Here is a 23,759-nt window from a genome sequence, read left to right on the forward strand (position 1 = left end):
ATTGTCAGGGAAATTGCAAGGGATTAGTCAGGTTCGGTCTGTCACATCGCTGAACGGTCGCTGAATGGACAGCGGAGCGCCGGATTCCGCGTACCAATTGCCGCAAATTCCTTCCTGAATTTGCTCTAAACCTAAAGTATATGGAGGGCAACTGTGCGCTGAGAAGTCTTTTCAATAGAGAGACGTGACTTTTGATTTGTCTGATCCGCTGGCCAGTCTCGCGTTTTTCATTCCTGGCAGGCCGACTCTCTCGTTGAGGATTCCCCGATCACAAGCAACAGGGAAAAGACACAGAACTGGGAGTGATTCTACTGGTCAGTCTCACAGGATCTGTGATGCAAAACCACCACAGATTGGCATAACCGACGCCGAAATCTTGTGCCTCCCCCGATTGTTGTTGAAATAGGGTAACTACAAGGAACAGGAGGACGGTGCAGATGGTATGTGTTGTTTGCGGGAGACATTAAATGGGCAGATCGAGTAGTAAATTAGAGACGTGGTCTCTCTGCCAGTGTTGAGTTCACACCTGAGGACCTGTCCCGCCGGGTCAAAGATTTTGGGCAGACTTTTGCAATGCAAAGCATTGTTGCAGAAAAACATACGACAAAGTTGGAAGATCCGTCTGGAGCCCAGAGTGTTCAGGCTCCTGCCTCCGTTGAAACATTGAATCCAACATTCGACCAGGTGCGGGAATACGCGCATCTGGAATCGTTTCCGACTGTCTGGTGGTTGACGAACCTCAATCTTCCTGAGCAACGCGTCAATATTCAGAGCATTTCGCCTTTGACTCGGTTTGCAAAACGAGCGCTCGATGTCACGGCTGCTTTGGTGATGCTTGTACTCCTGGCTCCGGTCATGCTGGCCGTTGGATTGTTGGTAAAACTGACATCCAAAGGACCGATGATCTACTCGCAAACTCGCGTTGGCTTGAATCTTAGGAAAAAGGGCCCGGACCGCCGTCAGCGTCATCTTGGAGTTCCAGGAGGGGCGGTAGAACGAAGGCGAGCGAATCGGGATCGTCGTGGTGGTCTGAGCTATGGTCGTCACTTTACGATTTACAAGTTCCGCACCATGCGAGTCGACGCGGAGAAGCAAGGGGCTCAATTTGCTGTTCAGGGAGATTCCCGTATCACTCCGATTGGCCGATTCCTGCGTAAGACACGCCTTGATGAACTTCCTCAGCTTTGGAACGTGCTGAAAGGTGAGATGTCGCTTGTCGGGCCACGACCGGAGAGACCAGAGTTCATTAAGCCGCTCAGCGACGAGATTCCGGGATACCTGGATCGCTTGGGACTGAAGCCTGGGCTTACTGGTGTCGCCCAGATTCTAAATGGCTACGACAACGAGATCGACAGCTTCCGCCGAAAGGTTGCATTCGATTTATACTATCTGCAGAACTGTAGCTTCTGGAATGACGTCAAGATTCTGGTGCGAACGATCAAGGTCGTGCTGACTGGAAGCGGTGCATTGTAATCGCCCGCGATGAGTCAGCGGATCAGGCTGTCGCATTCATGCTGAAACTGCTTGGCGAACGCAACTCGAAAAATGCTCAGGGAATGGACAATGTCCGTTCCCTTTTTCTTTTCCCAAGCGGAAGTTGTGGCAGGATGAACAATGGATTGCAGCGTTTGAGCTTCCGGTGCTGAGTAATGGACACGTCCCAGCTCGACTTCTTTAGTCTCGAGCTGACTATTATTGGACGCCTTGCGGTACTGCTCCAAAAAACAAAATGCAGCACACTCAGAGAGCTCAGGAGCGTCGGTAAGCGGTAACGTGCAGAGGACTTGGGATATCACATCACCTACTCTTTGAGCTCGGATGTTGATCTCCATGGTCAGGCCAAAGCGATGAGTTAAAAGGTCAGATGGAACGCCCGAAAAATACGGCCGACTTTCGACATAAATCTATGTGATAAATGGTCTTTTCACGAATAAGCTGGCTGAAGTCGCCGACACAGGAATCCAGCTTCCGAGGAATTCCTCTTGGAAAAGGGAATTCGAATTGAACTGATCCAGTGCTATCCGGCCAATGCCGACAACATTCAGGAACGATAGATATCGCAGAAACTCTGCGGTCAACATGCGATACAAAAGTGGAATGACCCGTTATGAGACGTTGGTAGTGTTTGCGTTCTCATAAACAAAAATTTCCGTCCCAGTTCTCGAAATCTCTGCTGGTTGGCTTCCGCTGCCTGAACGATTTCGTATTCTTCGGCACGGACCGATGGTTCTGACCAAAGTTCAACATCGTCGTTGAATGATTCATCACACCCTCTAAGCAAGTCGATGGTATGCCACAAATCTTTCACCCGAGCATGAATGTCATCGCTCGTGTGGGCATTTTCGGCGCGATCTTCCTTGTCACGTCTCTGGTTGGGGGCGTTTGGGGGTTTGTCAGGTCGCCGTATATGACGGAACAGGGAATTGCCCGCCCGCAACCAATTCCGTTTAGTCATGCCCACCATGTTGGCGATCTCGGAATTGATTGCCGATATTGCCACACACAAGTTGAGACGGAAGCGATGGCCGGTGTGCCAGCGACTGAAGTCTGTATGAATTGCCATTCCCAGTTGTGGAATGACACTCCGATGATCGCTCCTCTGCTCGCAAGTGTTCGCGAGAACAAGCCGATCGAATGGCGTCGCGTTCACGATGCTCCTGACTATGTGTTCTTCCATCACGGTGTGCACATTGCCAAGGGGATCGCTTGCGAAACCTGTCACGGGCGTGTTGATAAGATGCCTTTGATGTGGCGGGAAAATACCTTGCATATGCAGTGGTGTCTGGAGTGTCACAACTCTCCTGACAAGAATTTGCGTCCTGTTGAGGACGTGTTTGCGATGGGCTGGAAGCCAAAAGAGTCGACTCCGACAACTGCTGAGCTTACTTTGGCTGGTCACGTTCGTAGTCAAACAAATTGTTCTGTCTGCCATCGTTAACGGACTCCGATGCTTCACGACCATTCTTATCACACTGAATCTTCGGCTTCCCACGGTTGTGGGTGCTCGGGGCATAACGCACCTTCGGGACCGTCTCAGGTTTCGTTGGGGCAAATTGGAGGCGGCGTGGCAGGTGTCACTGCTAATCAACAAGTTCAATCTGGATCGTCTGGGTGCTGTGGTGGCGGTCAGTCGGTAGCTCCTGCTGCGTTTGTGGAGTTGCAGACTGTTCAAAACAAGGCGACTCCGCGGTACTGGAAGACTGTTGAGGAGTATGAATCAGATCCGGCATTCCTGGCAAAAGCTGAAAAAGAGTTTGCTCCAGGGGCTGAGTGGTGGCTCGATCAGCCATCACGCCGTGAATTCCTGAAGGGCATGGGAGCGTCGTTTGCTCTGGCTGGTTTGACTGGTTGTACGATTCGTCAACCAGAAGAAAAGATCATGCCTTATGTGAACACTCCTGAGAATCTGATTCCTGGAAAAGCTCAGTTCTACGCGACTGCAATGCCACATCCAGGTGGTGCAGTTGGTGTTCTGGTTGAAAGTCACGAAGGTAGACCGACACGTGTTGAGGGAAATCCTCTTCACCCTGCCAGTGGCGGGGCGGCTGATTCGGCGACGATTGCCAGTGTTCTGGGGCTGTATGATCCACTTCGAACCAAGTTTGTGTTCAAGAAGGACGTCGTTAGCAGCTGGACGGATTTCGAGCGAGAACTCGAAGCTCGGCTGACACTTCTTCGTGCCGCTAAGGGGGCTGGGCTGTCACTTCTGATTGAAGAAGTGATTTCTCCGACATTGCAGCAGCAGATCAAGAATCTGCTTGTGTTGCTGCCTGAAGCTAAACTGTACCAGTACGATTCTTGGAAATCCGAAGGTGTGGCTGAAGGTGCGAAGCTTGCTTTCGGCACCGACGCAGTTGCTCAGTGCGATTTCACGAAAGCAGATGTCGTTCTTTCAGTAGGGGCGGATTTCCTCGCTGAAGGGCCAAGTCATTTGCGACTGGCTGGCGAATTCTCGAAGCGTCGTGTCGTCAATGCTGACGGTTCGGCCAGTATGAATCGTCTTTATCAGGTTGAAACAACTCCGAGTCAGACAGGAACAAAAGCAGACCATTGGCTGCGTTTGCCTCCAGCTGAAGTGGCCGCAATTCTGGTTGCAGTTGCAGCAAAGCTTGGCTTGGACATCGGTGGCGAATCGCGGATTCAAAGTGTTGCAGACCACGATAAGTGGGTTACAGCCGCCGCAGACGACTTGAAAGCAGCCAAAGGCAAGTCGCTGATCATCGTTGGATCACAGATGCCAGCCGAAGTTCACGCTTTGGCTCACGTGATTAACAATGAACTCGGAAACATTGGTCAAACGGTCAAGTTTGTGCCTTCAGTTTCGAAAACTGAAGGTTTGAACCCAGGGTCACTCAGTGATCTGGTTCGACAGATTGAAGCTGGTTCGGTAGGCACATTGTTTGTCTTCGCCAACGATCCAGTCTTCACGTCTCCGTCTGACTTGAAGCTGGCTGAGAAGTTGAAGTCGGTCCCCTGCTCCGTGTACTACGGAATGAATCAGGATGCCACTTCTAAGGTCTGTCACTGGACTCTTCCGGCAACTCACTATCTCGAACAGTGGAGCGACGCTCGGGCGGAAGATGGAACTATTTCCATTATCCAGCCGTTGATTCGCCCTCTCTATGAGGGACGCTCAGTTCACGAAATTGTGAACTTCATCGCTGGGGACAAGTCCAGTGGATACGATACTCTGAAAGCCTATTGGGCCGACAAGCTTGATAGCAGCGATTCAATGGCATGGGAGAAGGCCCTTCACGACGGAGTTGTGAAGGATTCGGCTTTCGCCCCAGTTTCCGTCAGTATTGCTGGTGGTGCTGTTACAACATTGAAGTCAACATTCAATGTTGAAGCTGCTAAGCAAACTGATACCACAATCGTTTTTCGGCTCGATGGCAATCTCTTTGATGGTCGCTATACGACGAACGGATGGTTGCAGGAAGCACCACAGCCTCTGTCTCGATTGACTTGGGGAAACACCGCTTGGATTGCTCCTTCAACTGCAAAAGAGTTGGGGCTCAAATCTCGCGATCTCATTAATATCCAGAAAGGAAATGCAACAGTTGCAGTTCCTGTTTGGGTTCAGCCAGGACAGCCGAAGGGTGTCGTAACTTTGACTTTGGGCCACGGCCGAGAAGTCGAAGGACACAAGGTTGTCGGTGTGGATGTGAATTCGCTCCGGGACGTAAATAGTCCTTGGGTGACGTCCGCCAAGATTTCCACATCTGGTAAGAAAGCTGTTCTTGCTCAAACGCAAGAATATTACCGGATGGATGGACGCGATCTGGTTCGCTTTGGAACATTGAAGCAGGTTCAGGAACATCCTGAGAAGCCATCCTTCATGGATGTCGGGCACCATCATCCAGGTGGGCACGACGAACATGACGAAAAGGACCATGGCCACGATCACGATAAGGACGCATCACTCGGCGAAGGCCCAGGTGCGACATTCTTCCCGGAATGGCCTAAGTCTGAAGATCCTCAATGGGGGATGACAATCAACTTAGGTGCCTGTACTGGCTGTAATGCCTGTATCGTTGCCTGCCAGTCAGAGAATAACATTCCAGTCGTCGGTGCGGATCAGGTTGGCCGTGGACGTGAAATGCACTGGTTGCGAATCGACACCTACTTCACAGGTGACGTTGATCAACCGGAATCTGCGTATCACCAGCCAGTCGCTTGTATGCATTGTGAACATGCTCCTTGTGAGCCTGTTTGTCCAGTAGGTGCAACGACTCACAGCAGTGAGGGTCTCAACGAGATGACCTACAACCGCTGTATCGGAACACGATATTGCTCGAACAACTGCCCTTATAAGGCTCGTCGATTTAACTTCCTTGCCTACAACGAACAGACTTGGCAATTGCCGGTTCTGCAAATGGCTGAGAATCCGAATGTGTCGGTTCGAAGTCGCGGTGTGATGGAGAAGTGCACCTATTGTGTGCAGCGAATCAGCTCCGCGAGAATCCAGGCTAAGATGGAGAATCGAGAGATTCGCGACGGGGAAATCACGACAGCTTGCCAGAGTGTTTGTGCTGCCAACGCAATTACGTTCGGAAACGTTGCAGACGAGTCGAGTGCTGTCCATAAGATGAAAACGCACCCATTGAATTATGGTATCTTGACGGATTTGAATACCCGTCCACGTACGAGTTATCTTGCTGCGGTTCGTAACCCGAACCCAACATTGGTAACAGTGGAGACCGAAGCACATCATGAAGCGGAGGCACACTGATGAGCAAACATGTTGAAACCTCCGCTCACCAGCACGGTTCAACTGAGGTCTCAAAAGATCCAGCTACGACTGGCCAATTTGAGTACGATACGGCCAAAATTGGCGATATTGTGCTGCAGAAGGGGCTCAAGTCCGGTTGGCTGTTCGGATTTACGATCGCGTTCATTCTGCTGCAAGTAATGTTTATCAGCATTGCTTGGCTGCTTGTGAAGGGAACGGGGATCTGGGGTCTGAACATGCCAGTGGCATGGGGCTTCGCGATCATCAATTTCGTGTGGTGGGTCGGTATCGGTCACGCTGGTACATTGATTTCCGCGGTTTTGTTGTTGTTCCGTCAAACGTGGCGTACTTCGATCAACCGTTTCGCAGAGGCAATGACCCTGTTTGCGGTTGCCTGTGCAGGAATGTTCCCGCTGTTCCACGTTGGACGTCCTTGGTTTGCATACTGGCTGTTCCCTTATCCGAATACGATGGGGGTTTGGCCTCAGTTCAGAAGCCCCCTGCTCTGGGACGTCTTCGCGATCAGTACATATGCCAGCGTTTCGCTGTTGTTCTGGTACGTTGGATTGATTCCGGACTTGGCTTCACTGCGAGACCGTGCGAAGAACCGCTTCAGTCAGGTTGCCTATGGGATTCTGTCTCTTGGGTGGATCGGAAGTGCCCGTCACTGGAAGCGATATACTGACATTTATCTGCTGTTGGCAGGTTTGGCGACACCACTGGTGTTGTCGGTGCACACAATCGTGTCGTTTGACTTCGCGGTTTCGCAGGTACCTGGTTGGCACGCGACAATCTTCCCACCGTACTTCGTAGCCGGTGCGATTTTCTCTGGATTTGCGATGGTGTTAACCCTCGTTATTCCACTGCGAGTTGCATATGACATGAAAGAGTATTTCACTGACTGGCATCTCGACTGTATGGCGAAAGTCATGCTCGCTTCGGGTCTGGTCGTGGCTTACGGTTATGTTCTCGAACACTTTGTTGCTTGGTACAGTGATCACAGTGCAGAAGTCTTCATGCTTCTGAACCGAATGGGTGGACCATACGCTTGGTCATACTGGTCCTTGATGCTGTGTAACATCGCGATTCCACAGCTTCTCTGGATTCCAGTGGTTCGTCGAAATGTTTACTGGCTGTTCTTCATCTCGATTGTGATCAACATTGGGATGTGGCTCGAACGATTTGTGATTGTGGTGACGAGTTTGCATCGCGATTTCATTCCAGGTTCGTGGGGTATGTATTACCCAACATTCTGGGACTGGTCGTTCTACATCGGTACGTTTGGTCTGTTCTTTTCACTGTTGTTTATCTTCCTCCGTGTGTTGCCTATGGTCACGATCTTCGAAATTCGTGAATCGGTACACCACGAAGCACTTCATGGATCACATCACGAGGGAGACGAATGACAACCGCTTCCCAGAATTTGTACGGTCTGCTAGCTGAGTTCAAAGACAGCGATTCGCTGATCCACGCCGCTCAGACATTGACCGACAAAGGTTATCGGAAAGTTGACGCCTACTCTTCGATCCCGGTCGAAGGCCTGGCAGACGCTTTGAATTATCGCTGGTCTTGGGTTCCGTACATCGTGTTTTTCGGCGGACTCACAGGCTGTATCGCCGGCTTCGCAATGCAATATGTGATTTCGGTCATCCTGTATCCACTGAACATCGGCGGACGTCCGTTGAACAGTTGGCCAATGTTTATTCCGGTAACGTTTGAGTGCACAGTCTTGTTCGCTGCGTTCTCCGGAGTAATCGGAATGATTTTGATGAATGGCCTCCCTCGCTATCATCATCCATTGTTTGCAGTCGATCAGTTTGCTCGAGCCAGCACAGATGGATATTTCATCGGAATTCAGTCAATTGATCCGTTGTTTGACATCGAAGCGACAAAAAAATTGCTCGAAGAACTTCATGCTAAGGAGGTGCTGCATGTTCCAGCGGCTTCGTAATGCATGTGGAGTTTTCGGTGGAGCTTTGGGACTCACCCTGCTTGTTCAGGGATGTGCTCAAGAGATGGCAAATCAACCACGTGTTGATGCCTTGGAACCATCGCATTTTGCATTCAGTAATGATATCACGAATCGGACACCGGTTCCGGGAACTGTTGCTCGAGGACGAAACCTCGAAGTGACCGCGGTTCAGACGGGGTTTGACAACGGAAGTGTCGTTAAGGCAATTCCGCTTCCTGTGACCGAAGAATTGTTGGCTCGCGGTGAGCAGCGTTACAACATTTTCTGTCAGCATTGCCACGGAATGACAGGTAATGCGGACGGCATGGTTGTTAAGCGAGGCTTCCCCGCTCCTCCGAGCTATCAACTGGAACGTTTGAAGACTGCGGCTGATGGCCAGCTGTTCTTGACGATCCAGAATGGTGTCAGTCGGATGCCGGCCTTTGGTAACCGGATTTCCGTTGAAGACCGATGGGCGATTGTTGCTTACATTCGGGCGTTGCAGTTGAGCCAGAGTGCCTCGGCAGATTCACTTGAAGAAGTGGATCGTGAGGCGTTGAACAAGAATTGATTCACGCAGATTGCGTTTCAGGTATGACTCACAACACTCATCATGATTCAACGCCGACAGCGTCTCGCAGAGGTCTTTGCCTCGGCATATCTGCCGTTTCAACGGTCATCTGCATTGCATTGGCGTTCTCGGCTCCACAGCAGTTTTGGCCAGGTTATCTGGTTGCTGCGAACTACTGGGTGAGTATCTCACTCGGATGTTTGGGCATCCTTTTAATTCACGCGATCTCTGGCGGCCGTTGGGGATATGCATTAGGACGTGGATTGCACGCCGGTGCAGCGACGCTTCCGCTGGTATTGATCCTGGCTGGAATTCTGGCGATTGGTGTTGGATATACTTTTCCTTGGGCTGCTCCGAATCGTGCTGAACTTTTGAATAAGAATCAGCTCGTGTATCTCGATCCATGGCTGGTCGGTGGTCGCTTTGTTGTGATGTCTCTTATCTGGGTGGCACTCGCAGCTTGGTTACGTGGGCTTTATCGTCGAGAAGCAGCAGATCGTTCAAAGACTCCTCCTCAGGGGTTGGCGGGTGCGGCGATGATGGTCTTCTTTTTGACGGTCAGTTGTGCAGCGGTTGATTATGTGATGGCACTGTCCCCAGGTTGGGCGTCGTCCATTTTCCCGTTGGTTCGATTGTTGAATTGTGCAATTTCGGCAATGGCCTTGATGATTCTCGCTCGTGCTGTTCATAAGAATGAGCCTCATCACCACTACACTGATTTAACTCACGATGCCGGTAACTGGTTGCAGGCATTCAACCTTCTTTGGGCTTACATGTCGATTTCCCAGTATCTGTTGATCTGGGGAGGAGATATTCCAATGGAAGTTCAATGGTATCTCGATCGTCGTACTCCACTGGGGATCATCGGTTCAACCTGTCTGTTTATCTTCCACTGGCTTGTTCCATTTTTGTTACTGCTGTTGCGTCCATTGAAGAAGAATACGAAGACGCTTTCGGGTGTCGCGATCCTGATGTTGGTGATGTGCTTTGTGGATATTGCCTGGGGAACGTTGCCTTCAATTCGTGGTACAAATGCATTGGCTTTGTTGTCAGCAGTTGCAGGCGTTGGAGCAATTGGAGGATTTTGGCTTGCTGAGTTTTCTCGGCAGTACGCCAAACTTCCAGATATGTACCTGAAAGATACTCGTTTTGGTGCTCATACCCATGATGCATCGGTCGCACATGTAGGAGAAGCAACATGAGCAGTCATGATGAACATGTTCCTGTTCCTGAAGGCTATCCAGTTCAGAGCTGCGATGAACGTGTGTTCGTTAGAATGGGGTCGATTTGGGCCGGTTTGATTGGTCTGACGACACTGATTGTTGTCTCCATGGGATTGGTTCGAGCTTTTGACCTGGCGTTGTCAAAAGATCGGCCAAACGTGGAAAGACGTTCTGTTAAGGACGGCTTTGAACAACCTGCTGGTGTGGCTGTCCTCAGCCCAGATCAGGTTGCGATCCGTAAGCAATATGAAGAGAAGCAAAACGTTCTTTTGACGACCTACGGCTGGCAGGACGAGAAGCATAGTGTTGCCAGGCTTCCAATCGCTCGTGCGATGTCCTTGGTTGTCAAAAAGTATGAGAGTGCAAGATGACACCACTAGTGCGAGCAATTCGGCGACTTATAGGGCCGTGTCTGTGCGCAATCGCGGTGATAGTGGGATTGCTTTCAGTCAAGGTAGCTCATGCAATTCCTCCTCAGAATGAGGTTGGATTTGACCAGCATCTAGGGGATCAGATTCCCCTGGACTTGAAGTTCGCTGATCAAGATGGAAAAGAAGTCCGGCTTAAGGATTACTTCGGAAAGAAACCGGTCGTTTTGATGCCGGTGTATTTTAAGTGTCCGATGCTGTGCGGATTGGAGTTGAATGGTCTGGTGCGTTGTCTTCGAGGTTTGAAGATGAGCACCGGGATGATGGCAAATCAGGACTTTGTGATCTTGACTTACAGCATCGACCATCGTGAGAAGCCAGCATTGGCTTCTCAGAAGAGAAAGCAATATTTGGCGCAGTACGACAGTCCAGAGTCAGCAGATGGTTGGCACTTCCTCACCAGTGATGAAGAAACTATTCAGAAGTTGAATCAGGTGATCGGATTTCGTGCCAAATATGAAGAGATGTCTGGGCAATATGCTCATGCAGCTGGATTTGCAGTTTGTACTCCTTCGGGGATGATTTCTCGTTACCTGTTTGGTGTCGAGTTTGCTCCAAAGGATTTGCGACTCTCAGTTTTGGAGTCGTCTGAAGAGAAAATTGGCTCGTTGGCCGAGCACTTGTTGCTGTTCTGTTTTCGATATGACCCGACCGAAGGTAAGTACGGTCTGGCGATTGTGAATCTTTTGCGAGCCGGAGGCGTGTTGACGGTGCTGATACTGGGAGCAGCAATCACTTTGATGCTGAACCGGGATAAAGCCGTGGCGGAATCTCATCGGCTGTTGGAGGGTAATTCCCATGGCTGATAAATCCTTCCGCTGGCTTCCGGAAATTGCATCGAATTTCGCATTAGATGTGGATTTGCTTTACGCCTTTTTGTTGGCCGTAACAGCATTCTTTTCACTCTTGATCTGCGTGATGGTGATCGGATTTTCGATCTACTATCGCCGCGGTAACAAGGTGAATCGTAAACTCGGACACCATAGTAACTTCACGGAAGTGATCTGGGCTTCGGTCCCGTTCGTTCTCGTGATGGTGATGTTCGTCTGGGGAGCGGTCTTGTTTTACAAGATCCAGACTCCACCAGAGAACACCCTCGACATTGAAGTTGTTGGTAAACAATGGATGTGGAAAGCACAGCATCCAGGCGGGCGTCAGGAGATTAACACCCTGCACGTCCCTGTTGGTCAACCAGTTCGTCTTCGCATGATCAGTGAAGACGTCATTCACAGCTTCTATGTCCCAGCCTTCCGCGTTAAGCAGGACGTTCTGCCTGGGTTTTTCACCCATATGTGGTTTGAACCAACCAAGGCAGGAACCTATCACCTGTTCTGTGCAGAGTACTGTGGTACCGAGCACTCTGGGATGGTTGGTAAAGTTGTGGTGATGGAGCCTGAAAACTACTCGCAATGGGTTGCTGAGGGTCAGCCACAGCCTCAAGTTGAAGCTGGTGGACATCTCTTCTCGAAGTTGCAGTGTGGATCTTGCCACAAGACTGATGGGACAGGTAACGGTCCGTCTCTGGCAGGAGTGTTTGGGAAAACACGACCGCTGAACGGTGGACGTGCTGTGATGGCGAATGAGCAGTATCTGCGTGATGCGATTATGAATCCACACAAACAGATTCTGGCTGGATTCGGTGCAGTGATGCCTAGTTACCAAGGGCAGATTACAGAGAGTGACACGATGGCAATTATCGCTTATTTGAAATCACTTTCAGATGAGTCGAAAGCTGACGTTCAGGGATCATTACACGCTAGCAACTAAATCATCTCGGACAGCAGACGGAATTAACTGGCAGAGTTCCTGCACGAGATCGGACTGAAAATACCGTGAAACGTAATTACCTCAACAATGGGTACAGCGTCGCATCCTGGTTACTGACCGGGGACCACAAGCGCATCGCGATTCTGTATCTGATCAGTATCACTGTGTTCTTCTTCATCGGGGGAGCGGGAGCACTGCTGTTCCGCCTGGAGTTGATGACACCGAAGGGCGATATGTTTTCGCCTGACCACTACAACCGCTTGTTCACCATGCACGGTGTGGTCATGGTGTTCTTCTTCATGATTCCGTCGATTCCGGCGGTTTTGGGGAACTTCCTGATTCCCATTATGATTGGGGCAAGAGACCTTGCATTCCCTAAGTTGAACCTCGCCAGCTGGTACGTGTATGTCCTTGGTGGGATCTTCACGCTGGCTGCGATGATGCTTGGCGGGGTTGATACAGGTTGGACGTTCTATACTCCTTATTCAAGTACCTACGGTAACTCTGCGGTTCTCGTAGCCGCCTTGGGAGTATTTGTTGTCGGGTTCTCGTCTATTTTGACTGCGTTGAACTTCATCGTCACGATTCACACGATGCGGGCACCGGGGATGACCTGGTTCCGACTTCCATTGTTTGTCTGGGCGAACTATGCGACTGCATTGATCACGATTCTGGGAACACCAGTTCTCACCATTACTGTTGCTCTTGTCGGTATTGAACGCTTCTGCGGAGTTGGGATTTTCGATCCTCGTCTGGGCGGCGATCCTATTCTCTTCCAGCACCTGTTCTGGTTCTATTCACACCCTGCTGTGTACATCATGTTGCTCCCTTCCATGGGAGTCATCAGTGAACTTGTCGCATGCTGCTCACAGAAGAAGGTCTTCGGGTACGAGTTCATCGCTTTCTCAAGTCTGGCGATTGCTGTTCTCGGCTTCCTTGTCTGGGGTCACCATATGTTTGTGACCGGTCAGTCGATGTACGCAGGCTTCGTTTTCTCGTTCATCAGTATGCTGGTGGCGATTCCGTCTGCGATCAAAGTGTTTAACTGGACTGCGACCATCTATAAAGGGTCAATCGTCTGGAACACTCCGATGTTGTATGTGCTGGGCTTCCTGGGGCTGTTCACCATCGGTGGATTGACCGGGCTGTTCCTTGCAACCATGGCTGTGGACGTCCACGTTCATGATACTTACTTCGTGGTCGCTCACTTCCACTACATCATGGTGGGTGGAGCTATCATGGGCTATCTCGGCGGAATCCACTTCTGGTGGCCGAAGATGACCGGTCGTATGTATCCAGAGTTCACTGGTAAACTGTCTGCACTGTTGGTGTTCGTCGGGTTCAATCTGACATTTTTTCCACAGTTCATTCTTGGATATTTGGGGATGCCACGTCGGTATCACGCATATCCAGATGAATTCCAGCTGCTGAATACATTGTCGACCGCTGGTGCTTCGATTCTTGGATTGGGATATCTGCTGCCCCTCGCATATCTGCTGTGGTCATTGAAATACGGCGAGAAGGCAAGCAACAATCCTTGGCATGCATACGGCCTGGAGTGGGAGACGACCTCCCCTCCTCCAACATTCAATTTCGATGAGATGCCGGTCGTTACTCGTCCAGCATACGATTATGATACAGAAGCAGTTGAACGTCAGTATGAACTGAATCTGTCAAAGGCGACTGAGCTTCAGGAAGAGAAGTCAGCAGTATAATCCGGGTTGATTGATTCGCCGTGATTGGTGTTACTGCCTGCGGTGTTGGTATGTCGGATTCCTGCTGGCGCTGTTAAGGCGAATAGATTGCAGGTTTGAATTGCCTGATTATTGAGAGATATGAGTCCATGAGTTCACACGCGGCCCAATCCCCCCACCTTCGACATCAGTTCGATGACCTGCAACAGCAGCGAGCATCGGCTGCGTTGGGGATGTGGACATTCCTCATCACCGAAGTGATGTTGTTCGGTGGCGTGTTCGCGTCCTATGCCCTGTATCGCTTCTGGTATTTTCCAGAGTGGGATCTGGCGAGTCGACAACTTGATTTGTGGCTGGGTGGTTTTAACACTTTTGTATTGTTGACCAGCAGTCTGACAATGGCCTTCGCTGTGGATGCCGCGGCCAATGGAAATCAGAAGGCATTACAACGCAATATTTTGCTGACGTTGCTTCTGGGTTTCGTGTTCGTCGGCGTGAAAGTCGTTGAGTACTCTGCAAAGTGGGAACACCACCTTGTTCCTGGTAAATACTTCGAGTGGCACGGTGATCCTGTTGGGGACATGGGTGCGTTCGAATTGTTTTTCGTGTTTTACTTCATCATGACCGGGATCCATGCTTTCCACATGCTCATTGCATTTGGATTGCTGATCACCCTGTATATTCAGGCCCGGCTTGGTAAGTTCAGCGCGGAGTATTACACCCCGGTCGAAATGATTGGGCTTTATTGGCACCTGGTCGATATCGTCTGGGTATTCCTGTTCCCATTGCTCTATTTGATCGATCGAAACTGACGGCATGGCCCACCATTCACACGTCAAATCGTACCTCGTAGTCTACTTCATCTTATTGGTGCTGGTAGCCGCGACTGTCGCTGTGGCCATGATTCCATTGGGATCTTTGGCCTTTCCAATCGCATTTGGTATCGCAGTGTTCAAAGCACTGTTGATCATACTGATCTTCATGCACGTGAAGGACGAGAGTAATCTCGTGAAGATCTTTGCCTTTGTCTCGTTTCCGTGGCTTGGGATTTTGTTCTGCTTCATGTTTGCAGACTACCTGACCCGAGACGTTTCAATGCCGATCGAGCGCGAACAACAACGTGCCATTGCGATTGAATCAGTGAAGAAAGCTCGTGAACATGGTCATGGCGCCAGTGGCGATCATGGATCATCAGGACACGGTGCAGACTCGCACGGCGGTCACTAGACCTCGTCTCATCTGATTTGTCAGGTCATTAGACCGCTGCAATTCAGAAGACTATTCAGACGCAAACAGCACCCGGGTGAATTCATCCGGGTGCTGTTTTTATTTGTTTGGCTGCTTGGTGGAATCGGGACGGAGACAGGAAAAAGTCTGTGACTCTGATCAGGTCTCTGTGAATCGGATTCACTTCGGAGTTGTCGGTTTCGGCCAGGTCGACTGATCAGCCAGTCCAGATCGAAGCAAAGTGTGGCCAAAGCAAGATAATGGAGACAAGTGCTGCGGTGATGTGAGCGACCATAATTGCGGTCGCACCCATCAGAAAGACATCACTGAGTTCTTTTTGATAGCGTGTCGCAAGGTGTTTCAGTACCTGATGCAGGATTTCTGCTGAGAACGCAAAGCCCAGGCTGAGAATCAGAAGCGCCCATTCCCATCGTTCGAGACCCAGCACGACACTGGTGAGGAGGATCGTCGCAGCACAGAAGGCGAATGCAAAGAGAGTGCTGTCGGCCCGAATTCCTTCCCGTAATCCACTTTCGGCGTCAACGAGACGCTGTCGCCAGGCGGGGCGTTGGTGTTTGCCTGTGGATGTATCGAGGTCGGTGCTCATTGCTGTCGAATTCGTTCCTGATTCCGACGAGATCAGTCTGTACTTTCAAGTACACAGATTGGAATCGATTCAATCTGAAATTCGCTATTCCAACTTTGAAGAGACTGGTGACCGAATCGCTCTGAATCGGCCGATTGCGATCACGTCGGGACTTTACCCCGATTTATTTCAGTTGGTCAATATGGGGTTCATCACCTGGTTTGGCGAATGCTTCAATTGGCGAGTATTTCGTATGGCAAGGTTCGGCTTTTACGGGTGAAGACGAGGTGCATCACTTGCTGTTCCCTGCTCTGTTTCCTAACTGAAGTGATCCCACCTGCTTCTGTGTGTCGGGTGTTGTGCGTTCCCAGATCAGAGTGGTTGATGTCGTGGATCTGGGGCGCGCCTTTATGGTAAAGTGCTCGTGTATTTCCACTACTTGGTTTTGAAACGGAATCTGCCAGCGTGTCGCACACAATTTACGAAACGCCACTGAACACCCGGTACGCATCACGAGAAATGAGCGGGATTTGGTCGGCTCAAACGAAACATTCGCTCTGGCGAAAGTTGTGGGTGGCTCTGGCGGAGTCGGAACAGGAACTGGGGCTGGAGATTTCCGATGCCCAGATCGCGGAACTGCGAGCGAACGTCGAGAACATCGACTTTGACGTTGCCGCAAAGTACGAACGACAGGTTCGCCACGACGTGATGGCACATGTGCACGCTTACGGCGATCAATGCCCACAGGCTGCCGGCATCATTCACCTGGGGGCCACTTCCTGTTACGTCACCGACAATTCCGAGTTGATTCAGATCCGTTCGAGTCTCGAACTGATTCGTACCCGATTGGTGCAGGTGATCGATCGGCTGTCATCGTTCGCTGTGAAGTACCGTGACCTGCCATGTCTCGGGTACACGCACTTGCAGCCTGCTCAGCCTATCACCGTCGGGAAGCGTGCGACGCTATGGTGCCATGATCTTGTGCTCGATCTCGAAGAGATTGAACACCGCCTTGCGACCTTGAAGTTCCGTGGGGCGAAAGGGACGACTGGGACTCAGGCGACGTTCCTTACCCTGTTCAAGGGGGACCACGAGAAGGTGCGACAGCTTGACCGAATGGTTGCTAAGAAGATGGGCTTTGACGCGACCTATCCGGTGACCGGTCAGACTTACACTCGCAAGGTCGATGCTCAGGTGTTGTCGATTCTGAGCGGGATTGGGCAGACAGCTCATAAGTTTGGCAGTGATCTTCGACTCCTGCAGGCGTGGAAAGAGATTGAAGAGCCGAAGGAAGACAAGCAAATTGGCTCGTCCGCTATGGCGTACAAGCGAAACCCAATGCGAGCAGAGCGAATGTGTGCCCTGTCCCGATTCGCGATCAGTCTGGCTGACAACGGAGACCAGACGGCTGCTGTTCAGTGGATGGAACGGACGCTGGATGACAGCGCCAATCGCCGCCTGTCGCTTCCGCAATCATTTCTCGCCATTGATGCCGTGCTGATTTTGTACCGCAACATCGCTGAAGGCTTTGTTGTCTATCCAAAAGTTGTTGAGCGTCGTCTGGCAGAAGAACTCCCGTTCATGGCAACGGAAGAAATTCTCATGGCAGGTGTTCAGGCTGGCGGGGATCGTCAAGACCTTCACGAACGTGTTCGCATTCACAGTGTTGAAGCGGCGCGTCAGGTGAAAGAGTTGGGATTGCAGAACGATTTGCTGCAGCGGTTGAAGTCTGATCCGGGGTTTGCCAAGGTCGATCTGACTGGGGCTCTGGACGCCAAACGGTTTATTGGTCGTAGCCCGGAACAGGTCGATGAGTTCGTTGCTGAAGTTGTCGAGCCGATTCGTCAGCGCTATTCAGAATTGCTTTCCGGAGCAGCGGAAGAACTCAGGGTCTAAGCGACTTTGCATTCAAGGTTGCTCTCAAGGCACCTGGTGATATTCTCCAGAAGAACGGTGTCCTGGCTGGACGGTCTGGACGAGTTTAGCTCAAGCGAGAACGCCCACTGTGTGTATTGTGCAGTGGGCGTTCTCTTCATCAGGTAAGTCCTGATCCTCGCTTGCCACATGCCGAGACATCAGGTCTGAAAACACTTGCGATTTATGAGGTGAACCTGTGGATGTTCGAGATTGTGTCGCCATTGTGACGGGTGGAGCGAACGGGATTGGAAAAGCGATTTGCCGATCGTTCGTTGAAGCTGGTGCCAGACATGTCATCGTCGCTGACATTGATGAACAGTCAGCAGGTCAGTTGGCGGAAGAAATCAAGGGATCTTCACTGAGTTGCGATGTCTCCAACGAAGCGGACATTCAACGACTGGTTCAGTTTGCAGACGAGAAGTTTGGTGGCGTCGACATCTTTGTGTCGAACGCCGGGATCACCTGCAAAGGGGGAGTCGAGGTTCCTGACAGCGAGTGGCAACGTCTGTGGAACGTGAATGTGATGGCGCATGTGTACGCCTCACGAGCGGTTCTTCCTCAGATGCTTGAGCGTGGCCGCGGATATCTGGTTCATGTGGCGTCTGCCGCGGGGTTGCTGACCGAGATTGGTTCTGCACCCTACTCTGTGACGAAGCACGCAACCGTTTCATTTGCTGAATGGCTGTCTGTCCATTACCAGAAGCAGGGGATTCGAGTTTCGTGTGTCTGCCCGGCGGGTGTCGCCACTGACTTTCTGGACCTGAGCGACCCTGTGCATCAGTTCCTGAACGTGACGGCTGTGACTCCAGAACAGGTTGCCACTGCGCTCCTCGATGCGATGAAAATGGAACAGTTTCTTGTGCTGCCGCATCCTGATGTTGGCGAGTATTTCGCTTTCAAAACACAGGACTATGATCGCTGGTTGAAGCAGTTTGCCCGCATCAATGAGAAGCTCACGAAGATTGCTAACAAGCGACAGAAAAAGGCCGAGCATTAAGCGTCGACATCAGAAGTTGGCTGTCTTGCAGCGAGTGTCGTTCTGACGCCCGCTATTTCTCGGACTGTTGCAGACGTTGCCGTGCAATTTCGGCCCAGGGACCGCGTGAGTGGTGTCGAAGATATTCTTCCCAGTGAACTCGGGAGAGTTCTTCTTCGCCCAGGTCGTACAGGGTTTCGGCAAGATGAAAGTGTGCGTCTGGATATTCTGGCAGCAGTTGAAGCGAATGTTCGAATGCCTGTCGTGCCGCAGTGAGGTCGCCGAGTTCCCGGTGCAGACACCCAATCTGGGTCCATGCTTCCAGGAAATCGTTGTCGTGTTCAACGGCGGAATAATAGCGTTCGAGGGCGGCCTGAGTGTTGCCCATCCGGTAAAGGCATTCACCGATCTGGAAGTGAACGTCCGCAGATTGTGGTGAGTGCAAAGCGGCTTTTCGGAAGGCTTCGAGGGCCTCGTGCAAGCGATCCGCATCGTAGAGACGGCAGCCTTCAATCAGCCAGTCGCGAGGAAGGTCATCGGCTTCCGGAGTCGCAGGCGCGAAACGCAAGGGCTGCATTGATTCGTCATCGTCGAGATCGTCTGTGACATCGACTGGTTCGGCAGCCTGCTCGTCGAAGTTCAAGAGACGTTGGCCGTTCGCGGCAATGATCAATCCGTGACGGTCTCGGATCACAACGCCGAGTTGATGCGCGAGAATTTGCAGTTGTTCAAGTGGACGTTCGTCACCACGTTGGACTGCGGGAATTCGACGCAGACTCTCCTCCAGATCCTTTCGTGGAATTCCGGATTCGAGCAGGTCGCTGAGACGACGAGCGGAGCTGACTTCGCGAAAATCAAAATATGGGAGCCGAAAGACCATTCGAATCGGCTTGATGAGTCCAATGCGTGCCCAGCCACGAATGATGTGAACTGAAATTCCCAGAATGGAAGAGAGCATCGCAGGTGTATAAAGGCGATGGACTTCTTCCCGATGATCATTCAGTCCGAGCAGCGATAGCCAGTTCGATTCGGTGATGACCTGAATCTCGGCTCCAGCAGCCTTGTAGCGGTCAACCTGTTGCAGTTTGACTGAAGGCAGGCCATTGTCGTCCAGCGGCCACCCTTCTTCACCAATCACCAGCATCGTTGTGTGTCGACTGACATGTTCAGACGAGGTGCCTCCATGCTCAGCGACCAGTGACGCCGCTTGAGAATGTGTCATAGAGGCCAATGTCCCTGTGAAAGTGACCCGTTCTCCTTGCAGGCAGGGAGAGCTTTCGAGGGAAGTCGGCTGATGATCTTTGGCAGCGTGCGCCATGTCGTTTTGTGTAAACTTGTGAAGTGAAGGGAGAGGCATCGATCCGCATGAATCGGACGAAACTTCGTTCGGACTGGAACGACCGGGTTTCGCCAACGGAACCAACTTGCGTCCCCCATTTCAGGGGAGGCTGATGCCATGTTTCAAATGACGTGATCGTGCATGGCTGTCTCTGATCGTGCAGTGTGCGATCGTGATTGTCGTTTATGCCGTCTGCATGTTGAAAGTACCTGACAAATGCCTCTGCGGCAAATCGGTTGTCCTGTGTTTGATCCCCGATCACAATTTCGAAACAATCTCGTGCTGGAATTCGTTACAGTCCGAGCCGAACTGAGTTTTCAACGAGTAATTCGATCCCGATGTGTTCCCCATCCAATTTGACGGTCATTGTGGGGCATGGTCTTGCCGGGGCAACACTTGCGTGGACCCTACGGCTGCGTGGCGAACAGGTTCTGGTGATTGATGCGGAGGGGCCGGTTTCTGCATCTCGTGTGGCCGCCGGGCTGATTACTCCGCTCTCAGGGCCTAAACTGGTCACGACTTGGGGATGGGAGGACGCCTGGCCGCTGGCGGTGGATTTCTATCGCAAACTCGAATCGCTCTGGGGGGGTACATTACTTCGCACGGTCCCGGCTGTTCGTTTGTTTCATTCTGAAGAATCTCGGCAGCGGTGCCTGCAGAAACAGGGGGGTGTTGATAACCCGTCGACAATTCGGGCCCCTGCTCCGGAGTTGAACCCTGACTGGTTCGCCGCGACTGAGGGTGCAATTGAACAGCCACTGGCGGCGAGGCTGGATACCGGGACCTATCTCACCCGGTCGCGCGACGCATTAGTTGCCGTGGGAAGTTATCGCCAGGGGATCATTGATCCGCGTTCTGACATTGTCCTGACAGAGCATGGAGTGCGGCTTGAGCGATATCAGGTGACTGCCAGACGTGTCGTATTCTGTCAGGGCTATGTGGGGAAAGATCATCCGTGGTTTGGAGCGGTGAAATTCAATCCGGCGAAGGGACAGCTTTTGCGGATACATGCTCCGGGCGTGACCGAGCAACGGGTGATTCACAGCGGACTCTGGATGGCGGGGGATGGACACGAGACCTATCGTGTTGGGGCGACGTTTGAGTGGGACAATCTTGATGGCGAACCCACTGAAGCTGGTCGCGACAGGCTGCTTCAACAAATGCAGGAGTTCATTCGATTTCAATTTGAAGTAGTTGACCAGCTTGCGGCCGTGCGACCGACCATGCACGATTTTCGGCCTGTGCTCGGAACTCATCCGGAGTGCTCTCAAATTGCGATATTGAATGGTCTGGGGACAAAAGGTTCGCTCTGGAGCCCGTGGCTGGCAGAGATGTTGGTTGCATCACTTCTTGATAATAAACGTCTTCCATCTGAACTGGATGTGGCACGGTGGTTCCGGTAACAGCTCTCGCTCATCAACTCGTTCAACACTGCCTGAATGAAGGTGACATCGCTGTCGATGCCACCATGGGCAACGGACACGATACGCTCTTTCTTGCGAAGCTTGTTGGAGCGACTGGACGTGTGTTTGCCATCGACCTTCAACAGTCGGCCTGTGATGCCACACTGAAACGATTAAGTGATGACGATGTCAAAAACGTCACGCTGTTCTGTGGTGACCATGCTCGAATGGAATCATTGATTCCGCAGAATTTGCATGGTCATGTTTGCGTGGTCATGTTCAACCTGGGATATCTTCCCGGGGGAGACAAACAGGTCATTACCAAGGTTGACGGGACTCTTGCCGCACTGGATGGGAGTCTGGCATTGCTGAAGTCAGGCGGAGTGATCTGCGTTGCGGCGTATCGAGGGCATCCCGGCGGTGCAGAAGAAGCGATCGCCGTTGAGAATTGGATGAACAACCAATTTCAGAACGGTCATCTGAAAATTGAGTTCAACAGGCCCACCAATGAAACGGCCCCACTGCTTCTTGCACTTCGAAAAGCCTGACTCGCTTCGAACTTCGATCTCGGGCTGATCGGAAACTGTCCTAGAGTGGTTCTTGAAATGGTATGGCGTGACTGGCACGCGTCATTCAGATCTTCTCCTATCGAGAAGGCTGCTGCGCGGCCACATGATAGACCGATACGGTCTAGCGGAACAGGTGGCTGTTGCGAAGTTGAAGATGCCGCGCGAAGTACGGGCGTTTGACAATTTTCCCCGGTGAAATGTCTGCCGTTTCAGTCGCTTGAATCTGTGCTGCTGGCGCACGCAAGTGAATGAGTCGCGGTCTGAAGACGACCATCAGCATGAGTGGAAGATACCAGAGTAGATACACGCCCCCTTCGGCCGTGTACCAGAGCTGAGTGCCGACGATTGCAGCCGTGGACTGTGCAAGGAGCACTTCAACAGTGCGATCTTTCGGCCAGATGGTCATGATCGTGACCATGATGAAGTACGCCGCCATAACAGGCAGTCGATAGGCCGAAAGGTATCCCAGTCCGCCCCAGAATGAGGATTCAGGTTGAACCCCAGAAAACGCTGAGAGTGCAATGTTTACTGAACCAACGGTCTTCTGTACGAATGAGTTGGAGTCGGTGGAGGTCATCGCCAGACTTCCCACAAGCACCAGTGCGACGCAGGCGAGCGCCAAGACAAACCGCCCTGCCCCTCGACGTCCATAGAAGACCGCCCAGATCGGGAGCAGAAACACCGGGAATGCCAGTGTTCCGCAAGCGAGTCCGAGGAGGACACCGGAGACGATCGGTTTACGGAAGCAGACAAACGCCCACACGATCAAAGCAGCAGGCAAAACGTGATTGAACTCACCGACGTTGTACGCCGTACAGGGAAGCAACAGATAAAGCGTGGCCATCGCCAAGCCAAGATTTCGGTCCGCAAACAGATTTCGCCCGACAAACCAGAGTCCGCTGATCACAGCCGCATGCGCGAGGATCGCCATGATTTTGGCAGAGAGTTCCTGAAACATCAGAACTGCCGGCGACAACAGTAACGGAGCCGCAGGGCCAGCACTTGGAGCAGCGGCCGACGTCGGTGGATCAGTCGCTGTTCTGGTGATGAGTTCGTCTGCTCGCGCGATGGTTTCCTGAGACGCCAACGGCAAGGCGCTGGTGATTGCCTGCGTCATGAGAAATGCAAACGCAGAGCAACAAAGGAATCCCATTCCCTGTGGATTCAGGTTCTGCCCGAGATAGGGACGACGACTGAGAAACGGGTCGATGAACAAACGGACCAGAAACAGGCATGCAATCACGAACAGCCATGTGTGGCCGAGTGTGGTGACCGCAGGAACTTCTGCTTTGACGAACAACAATCCCGGCGATGCCGACAGCAGGAGCGCAAGATCGACATTCCGCAATGAGATGATGCGAGTGAATCGAAAATAGACGGCTGTGATCAACAGCAACGACAGGTAAAACCATGTCTGCTGATTGACCTCATAACCCTGAAGCAAGTGATTCATTCGGTGTCCTGCAACGTTTCGCAAATAACAAGGAATGTGGAAAACGGTCCGCTGATTGGCTAACCAGCGGCATCCCTGTGAAAACTCGTGTTATTCGAGTTTTCCCGTTGTTAATGCGTCACTAACTGCTTCACGCCCACGAACGCGGTGTTTCACTTTGCAGTGAATCCCGGACTTCACCTTTCGAAACGATTCCCCAACCGTTCTGGTAAAGTGCGGAAAGTGGCAATCAACTAAATTAACATTTTTAATGCAAAAAACCAACATAAAACCCGCAAAACAAACCCGGTTGGCGGATTTGTTCGTGTTGTAGGAAATCGGGAAAATGTATGGAGTTAGATCGATGTTTGAATCCGATTTGACGAATGGGTGGTTTGGGGTGTTGTTGGTTTTATGTTGATTCTGTTAAACGAGTTGCGACTG

General features: G+C 51.6%; 21 protein-coding genes. 17 read left to right on the top strand and 4 right to left on the bottom strand.

The features are described 5' to 3' along the window. The first annotated feature begins 573 nt into the window (after nucleotides 1-573). Nucleotides 574-1,473 carry a sugar transferase gene (locus tag SH527x_RS00820; RefSeq protein WP_437192758.1) on the top strand — a complete coding sequence of 300 codons (900 nt, stop codon included), beginning with the start codon at nucleotides 574-576 and terminating at the stop codon, nucleotides 1,471-1,473. 14 nt (nucleotides 1,474-1,487) lie between these two features. Here the strand turns inward: SH527x_RS00820 and SH527x_RS00825 are convergent, their stop codons facing one another. Next, nucleotides 1,488-1,832, bottom strand: coding sequence for a hypothetical protein (locus SH527x_RS00825; RefSeq protein ID WP_437192759.1), 345 nt, complete (start codon nucleotides 1,830-1,832; stop codon nucleotides 1,488-1,490). A gap of 458 nt (nucleotides 1,833-2,290) precedes the next feature. Here SH527x_RS00825 and SH527x_RS00830 point away from each other — a divergent pair, with 458 nt between their 5' ends. The 12 genes from SH527x_RS00830 to SH527x_RS00885 all read left to right on the top strand — a co-directional run bounded on the left by SH527x_RS00830 (nucleotide 2,291) and on the right by SH527x_RS00885 (nucleotide 15,093). After that, complete coding sequence (locus tag SH527x_RS00830; protein ID WP_437192760.1) at nucleotides 2,291-2,938, top strand: cytochrome c3 family protein; 648 nt, start codon at nucleotides 2,291-2,293, stop codon at nucleotides 2,936-2,938. A 126-nt stretch (nucleotides 2,939-3,064) separates the two neighbouring features. Next, the gene (locus tag SH527x_RS00835; protein WP_437192761.1) at nucleotides 3,065-6,232 is read left to right on the top strand and encodes a TAT-variant-translocated molybdopterin oxidoreductase; all 3,168 of its coding nucleotides are present in this window, start codon (nucleotides 3,065-3,067) and stop codon (nucleotides 6,230-6,232) included. Next, the gene (gene nrfD, locus SH527x_RS00840; protein WP_437192762.1) at nucleotides 6,232-7,638 is read left to right on the top strand and encodes an NrfD/PsrC family molybdoenzyme membrane anchor subunit; all 1,407 of its coding nucleotides are present in this window, start codon (nucleotides 6,232-6,234) and stop codon (nucleotides 7,636-7,638) included. The genes SH527x_RS00835 and nrfD overlap by 1 nt, the downstream gene beginning before the upstream one ends. Next, the gene (locus SH527x_RS00845) at nucleotides 7,635-8,183 is read left to right on the top strand and encodes a DUF3341 domain-containing protein (protein WP_437192763.1); all 549 of its coding nucleotides are present in this window, start codon (nucleotides 7,635-7,637) and stop codon (nucleotides 8,181-8,183) included. The genes nrfD and SH527x_RS00845 overlap by 4 nt, the downstream gene beginning before the upstream one ends. Beyond that, nucleotides 8,164-8,754, top strand: coding sequence for a c-type cytochrome (locus SH527x_RS00850; protein WP_437192764.1), 591 nt, complete (start codon nucleotides 8,164-8,166; stop codon nucleotides 8,752-8,754). Before SH527x_RS00845 ends, SH527x_RS00850 begins: the two co-directional genes overlap by 20 nt. A 23-nt stretch (nucleotides 8,755-8,777) precedes the next feature. After that, the gene (locus SH527x_RS00855) at nucleotides 8,778-9,956 is read left to right on the top strand and encodes a hypothetical protein (RefSeq protein ID WP_437192765.1); all 1,179 of its coding nucleotides are present in this window, start codon (nucleotides 8,778-8,780) and stop codon (nucleotides 9,954-9,956) included. Continuing rightward, complete coding sequence (locus tag SH527x_RS00860; RefSeq protein WP_437192766.1) at nucleotides 9,953-10,348, top strand: hypothetical protein; 396 nt, start codon at nucleotides 9,953-9,955, stop codon at nucleotides 10,346-10,348. Before SH527x_RS00855 ends, SH527x_RS00860 begins: the two co-directional genes overlap by 4 nt. A gap of 62 nt (nucleotides 10,349-10,410) precedes the next feature. Then, nucleotides 10,411-11,211, top strand: a complete 801-nt coding sequence (locus SH527x_RS00865) for an SCO family protein (protein WP_437192767.1) — start codon at nucleotides 10,411-10,413, stop codon at nucleotides 11,209-11,211. Continuing rightward, on the top strand, nucleotides 11,204-12,172 hold the full coding sequence (gene coxB, locus SH527x_RS00870) for a cytochrome c oxidase subunit II (RefSeq protein ID WP_437192768.1): 969 nt from the start codon (nucleotides 11,204-11,206) through the stop codon (nucleotides 12,170-12,172). The genes SH527x_RS00865 and coxB overlap by 8 nt, the downstream gene beginning before the upstream one ends. 65 nt (nucleotides 12,173-12,237) lie before the next feature. Beyond that, entirely contained in the window at nucleotides 12,238-13,887 is a 1,650-nt protein-coding gene (gene ctaD, locus SH527x_RS00875; RefSeq protein WP_437192769.1) for a cytochrome c oxidase subunit I, read from the top strand. A 128-nt stretch (nucleotides 13,888-14,015) separates the two neighbouring features. Continuing rightward, nucleotides 14,016-14,678 carry a cytochrome c oxidase subunit 3 gene (locus SH527x_RS00880; RefSeq protein ID WP_437192770.1) on the top strand — a complete coding sequence of 221 codons (663 nt, stop codon included), beginning with the start codon at nucleotides 14,016-14,018 and terminating at the stop codon, nucleotides 14,676-14,678. A gap of 4 nt (nucleotides 14,679-14,682) precedes the next feature. Continuing rightward, nucleotides 14,683-15,093 (top strand): cytochrome C oxidase subunit IV family protein, encoded by a 411-nt coding sequence (locus SH527x_RS00885; RefSeq protein WP_437192771.1) that lies wholly within the window; start codon nucleotides 14,683-14,685, stop codon nucleotides 15,091-15,093. Nucleotides 15,094-15,310: 217 nt separating this feature from the next. On the opposite strand, the gene SH527x_RS00890 is transcribed toward SH527x_RS00885, so the two are convergent. Next, nucleotides 15,311-15,700: a diacylglycerol kinase gene (locus SH527x_RS00890; protein WP_437192772.1), complete on the bottom strand. Its 390-nt coding sequence runs from the start codon at nucleotides 15,698-15,700 to the stop codon at nucleotides 15,311-15,313. Nucleotides 15,701-16,144: 444 nt separating this feature from the next. On the opposite strand from SH527x_RS00890, the gene purB reads away from it, so the two are divergent. Further along, on the top strand, nucleotides 16,145-17,575 hold the full coding sequence (gene purB / locus SH527x_RS00895) for an adenylosuccinate lyase (RefSeq protein ID WP_437192773.1): 1,431 nt from the start codon (nucleotides 16,145-16,147) through the stop codon (nucleotides 17,573-17,575). Nucleotides 17,576-17,792: 217 nt separating this feature from the next. Beyond that, nucleotides 17,793-18,593: an SDR family oxidoreductase gene (locus tag SH527x_RS00900; RefSeq protein WP_437192774.1), complete on the top strand. Its 801-nt coding sequence runs from the start codon at nucleotides 17,793-17,795 to the stop codon at nucleotides 18,591-18,593. 52 nt (nucleotides 18,594-18,645) lie between these two features. Here the strand turns inward: SH527x_RS00900 and SH527x_RS00905 are convergent, their stop codons facing one another. Next, complete coding sequence (locus SH527x_RS00905) at nucleotides 18,646-19,890, bottom strand: tetratricopeptide repeat protein (protein WP_437192775.1); 1,245 nt, start codon at nucleotides 19,888-19,890, stop codon at nucleotides 18,646-18,648. A 359-nt stretch (nucleotides 19,891-20,249) separates the two neighbouring features. Between SH527x_RS00905 and SH527x_RS00910 the strand changes: the two genes are divergently transcribed. Both SH527x_RS00910 and SH527x_RS00915 read left to right on the top strand, forming a co-directional pair. Then, complete coding sequence (locus SH527x_RS00910; protein WP_437192776.1) at nucleotides 20,250-21,314, top strand: NAD(P)/FAD-dependent oxidoreductase; 1,065 nt, start codon at nucleotides 20,250-20,252, stop codon at nucleotides 21,312-21,314. Continuing rightward, nucleotides 21,302-21,862: a class I SAM-dependent methyltransferase gene (locus SH527x_RS00915; RefSeq protein ID WP_437192777.1), complete on the top strand. Its 561-nt coding sequence runs from the start codon at nucleotides 21,302-21,304 to the stop codon at nucleotides 21,860-21,862. The genes SH527x_RS00910 and SH527x_RS00915 overlap by 13 nt, the downstream gene beginning before the upstream one ends. 142 nt (nucleotides 21,863-22,004) lie before the next feature. Here SH527x_RS00915 and SH527x_RS00920 read toward each other — a convergent pair whose 3' ends face one another. Further along, nucleotides 22,005-23,336, bottom strand: coding sequence for a hypothetical protein (locus SH527x_RS00920; RefSeq protein WP_437192778.1), 1,332 nt, complete (start codon nucleotides 23,334-23,336; stop codon nucleotides 22,005-22,007). Nucleotides 23,337-23,759 lie beyond the last annotated feature (423 nt).

The organism is Planctomicrobium limosum, from assembly GCF_051465645.1.
GTDB lineage: Bacteria > Planctomycetota > Planctomycetia > Planctomycetales > Planctomycetaceae > Planctomicrobium.

What these genes read in the sequence shown, in the direction of transcription:
- SH527x_RS00845 (WP_437192763.1), top strand. Translation starts at nt 7,635, where the DNA reads ATGACAACCGCTTCCCAGAATTTGTACGGTCTGCTAGCTGAGTTCAAA.
- SH527x_RS00880 (WP_437192770.1), top strand. Translation starts at nt 14,016, where the DNA reads ATGAGTTCACACGCGGCCCAATCCCCCCACCTTCGACATCAGTTCGAT.
- SH527x_RS00910 (WP_437192776.1), top strand. Translation starts at nt 20,250, where the DNA reads ATGTGTTCCCCATCCAATTTGACGGTCATTGTGGGGCATGGTCTTGCC.
- SH527x_RS00820 (WP_437192758.1), top strand. Translation starts at nt 574, where the DNA reads ATGCAAAGCATTGTTGCAGAAAAACATACGACAAAGTTGGAAGATCCG.
- SH527x_RS00890 (WP_437192772.1), bottom strand. Translation starts at nt 15,700, where the DNA reads ATGAGCACCGACCTCGATACATCCACAGGCAAACACCAACGCCCCGCC.
- SH527x_RS00905 (WP_437192775.1), bottom strand. Translation starts at nt 19,890, where the DNA reads ATGGCGCACGCTGCCAAAGATCATCAGCCGACTTCCCTCGAAAGCTCT.
- SH527x_RS00830 (WP_437192760.1), top strand. Translation starts at nt 2,291, where the DNA reads ATGCCACAAATCTTTCACCCGAGCATGAATGTCATCGCTCGTGTGGGC.
- SH527x_RS00885 (WP_437192771.1), top strand. Translation starts at nt 14,683, where the DNA reads ATGGCCCACCATTCACACGTCAAATCGTACCTCGTAGTCTACTTCATC.
- SH527x_RS00825 (WP_437192759.1), bottom strand. Translation starts at nt 1,832, where the DNA reads ATGGAGATCAACATCCGAGCTCAAAGAGTAGGTGATGTGATATCCCAA.
- coxB (WP_437192768.1), top strand. Translation starts at nt 11,204, where the DNA reads ATGGCTGATAAATCCTTCCGCTGGCTTCCGGAAATTGCATCGAATTTC.
- nrfD (WP_437192762.1), top strand. Translation starts at nt 6,232, where the DNA reads ATGAGCAAACATGTTGAAACCTCCGCTCACCAGCACGGTTCAACTGAG.
- SH527x_RS00850 (WP_437192764.1), top strand. Translation starts at nt 8,164, where the DNA reads ATGTTCCAGCGGCTTCGTAATGCATGTGGAGTTTTCGGTGGAGCTTTG.
- SH527x_RS00920 (WP_437192778.1), bottom strand. Translation starts at nt 23,336, where the DNA reads ATGAATCACTTGCTTCAGGGTTATGAGGTCAATCAGCAGACATGGTTT.
- SH527x_RS00860 (WP_437192766.1), top strand. Translation starts at nt 9,953, where the DNA reads ATGAGCAGTCATGATGAACATGTTCCTGTTCCTGAAGGCTATCCAGTT.
- SH527x_RS00855 (WP_437192765.1), top strand. Translation starts at nt 8,778, where the DNA reads ATGACTCACAACACTCATCATGATTCAACGCCGACAGCGTCTCGCAGA.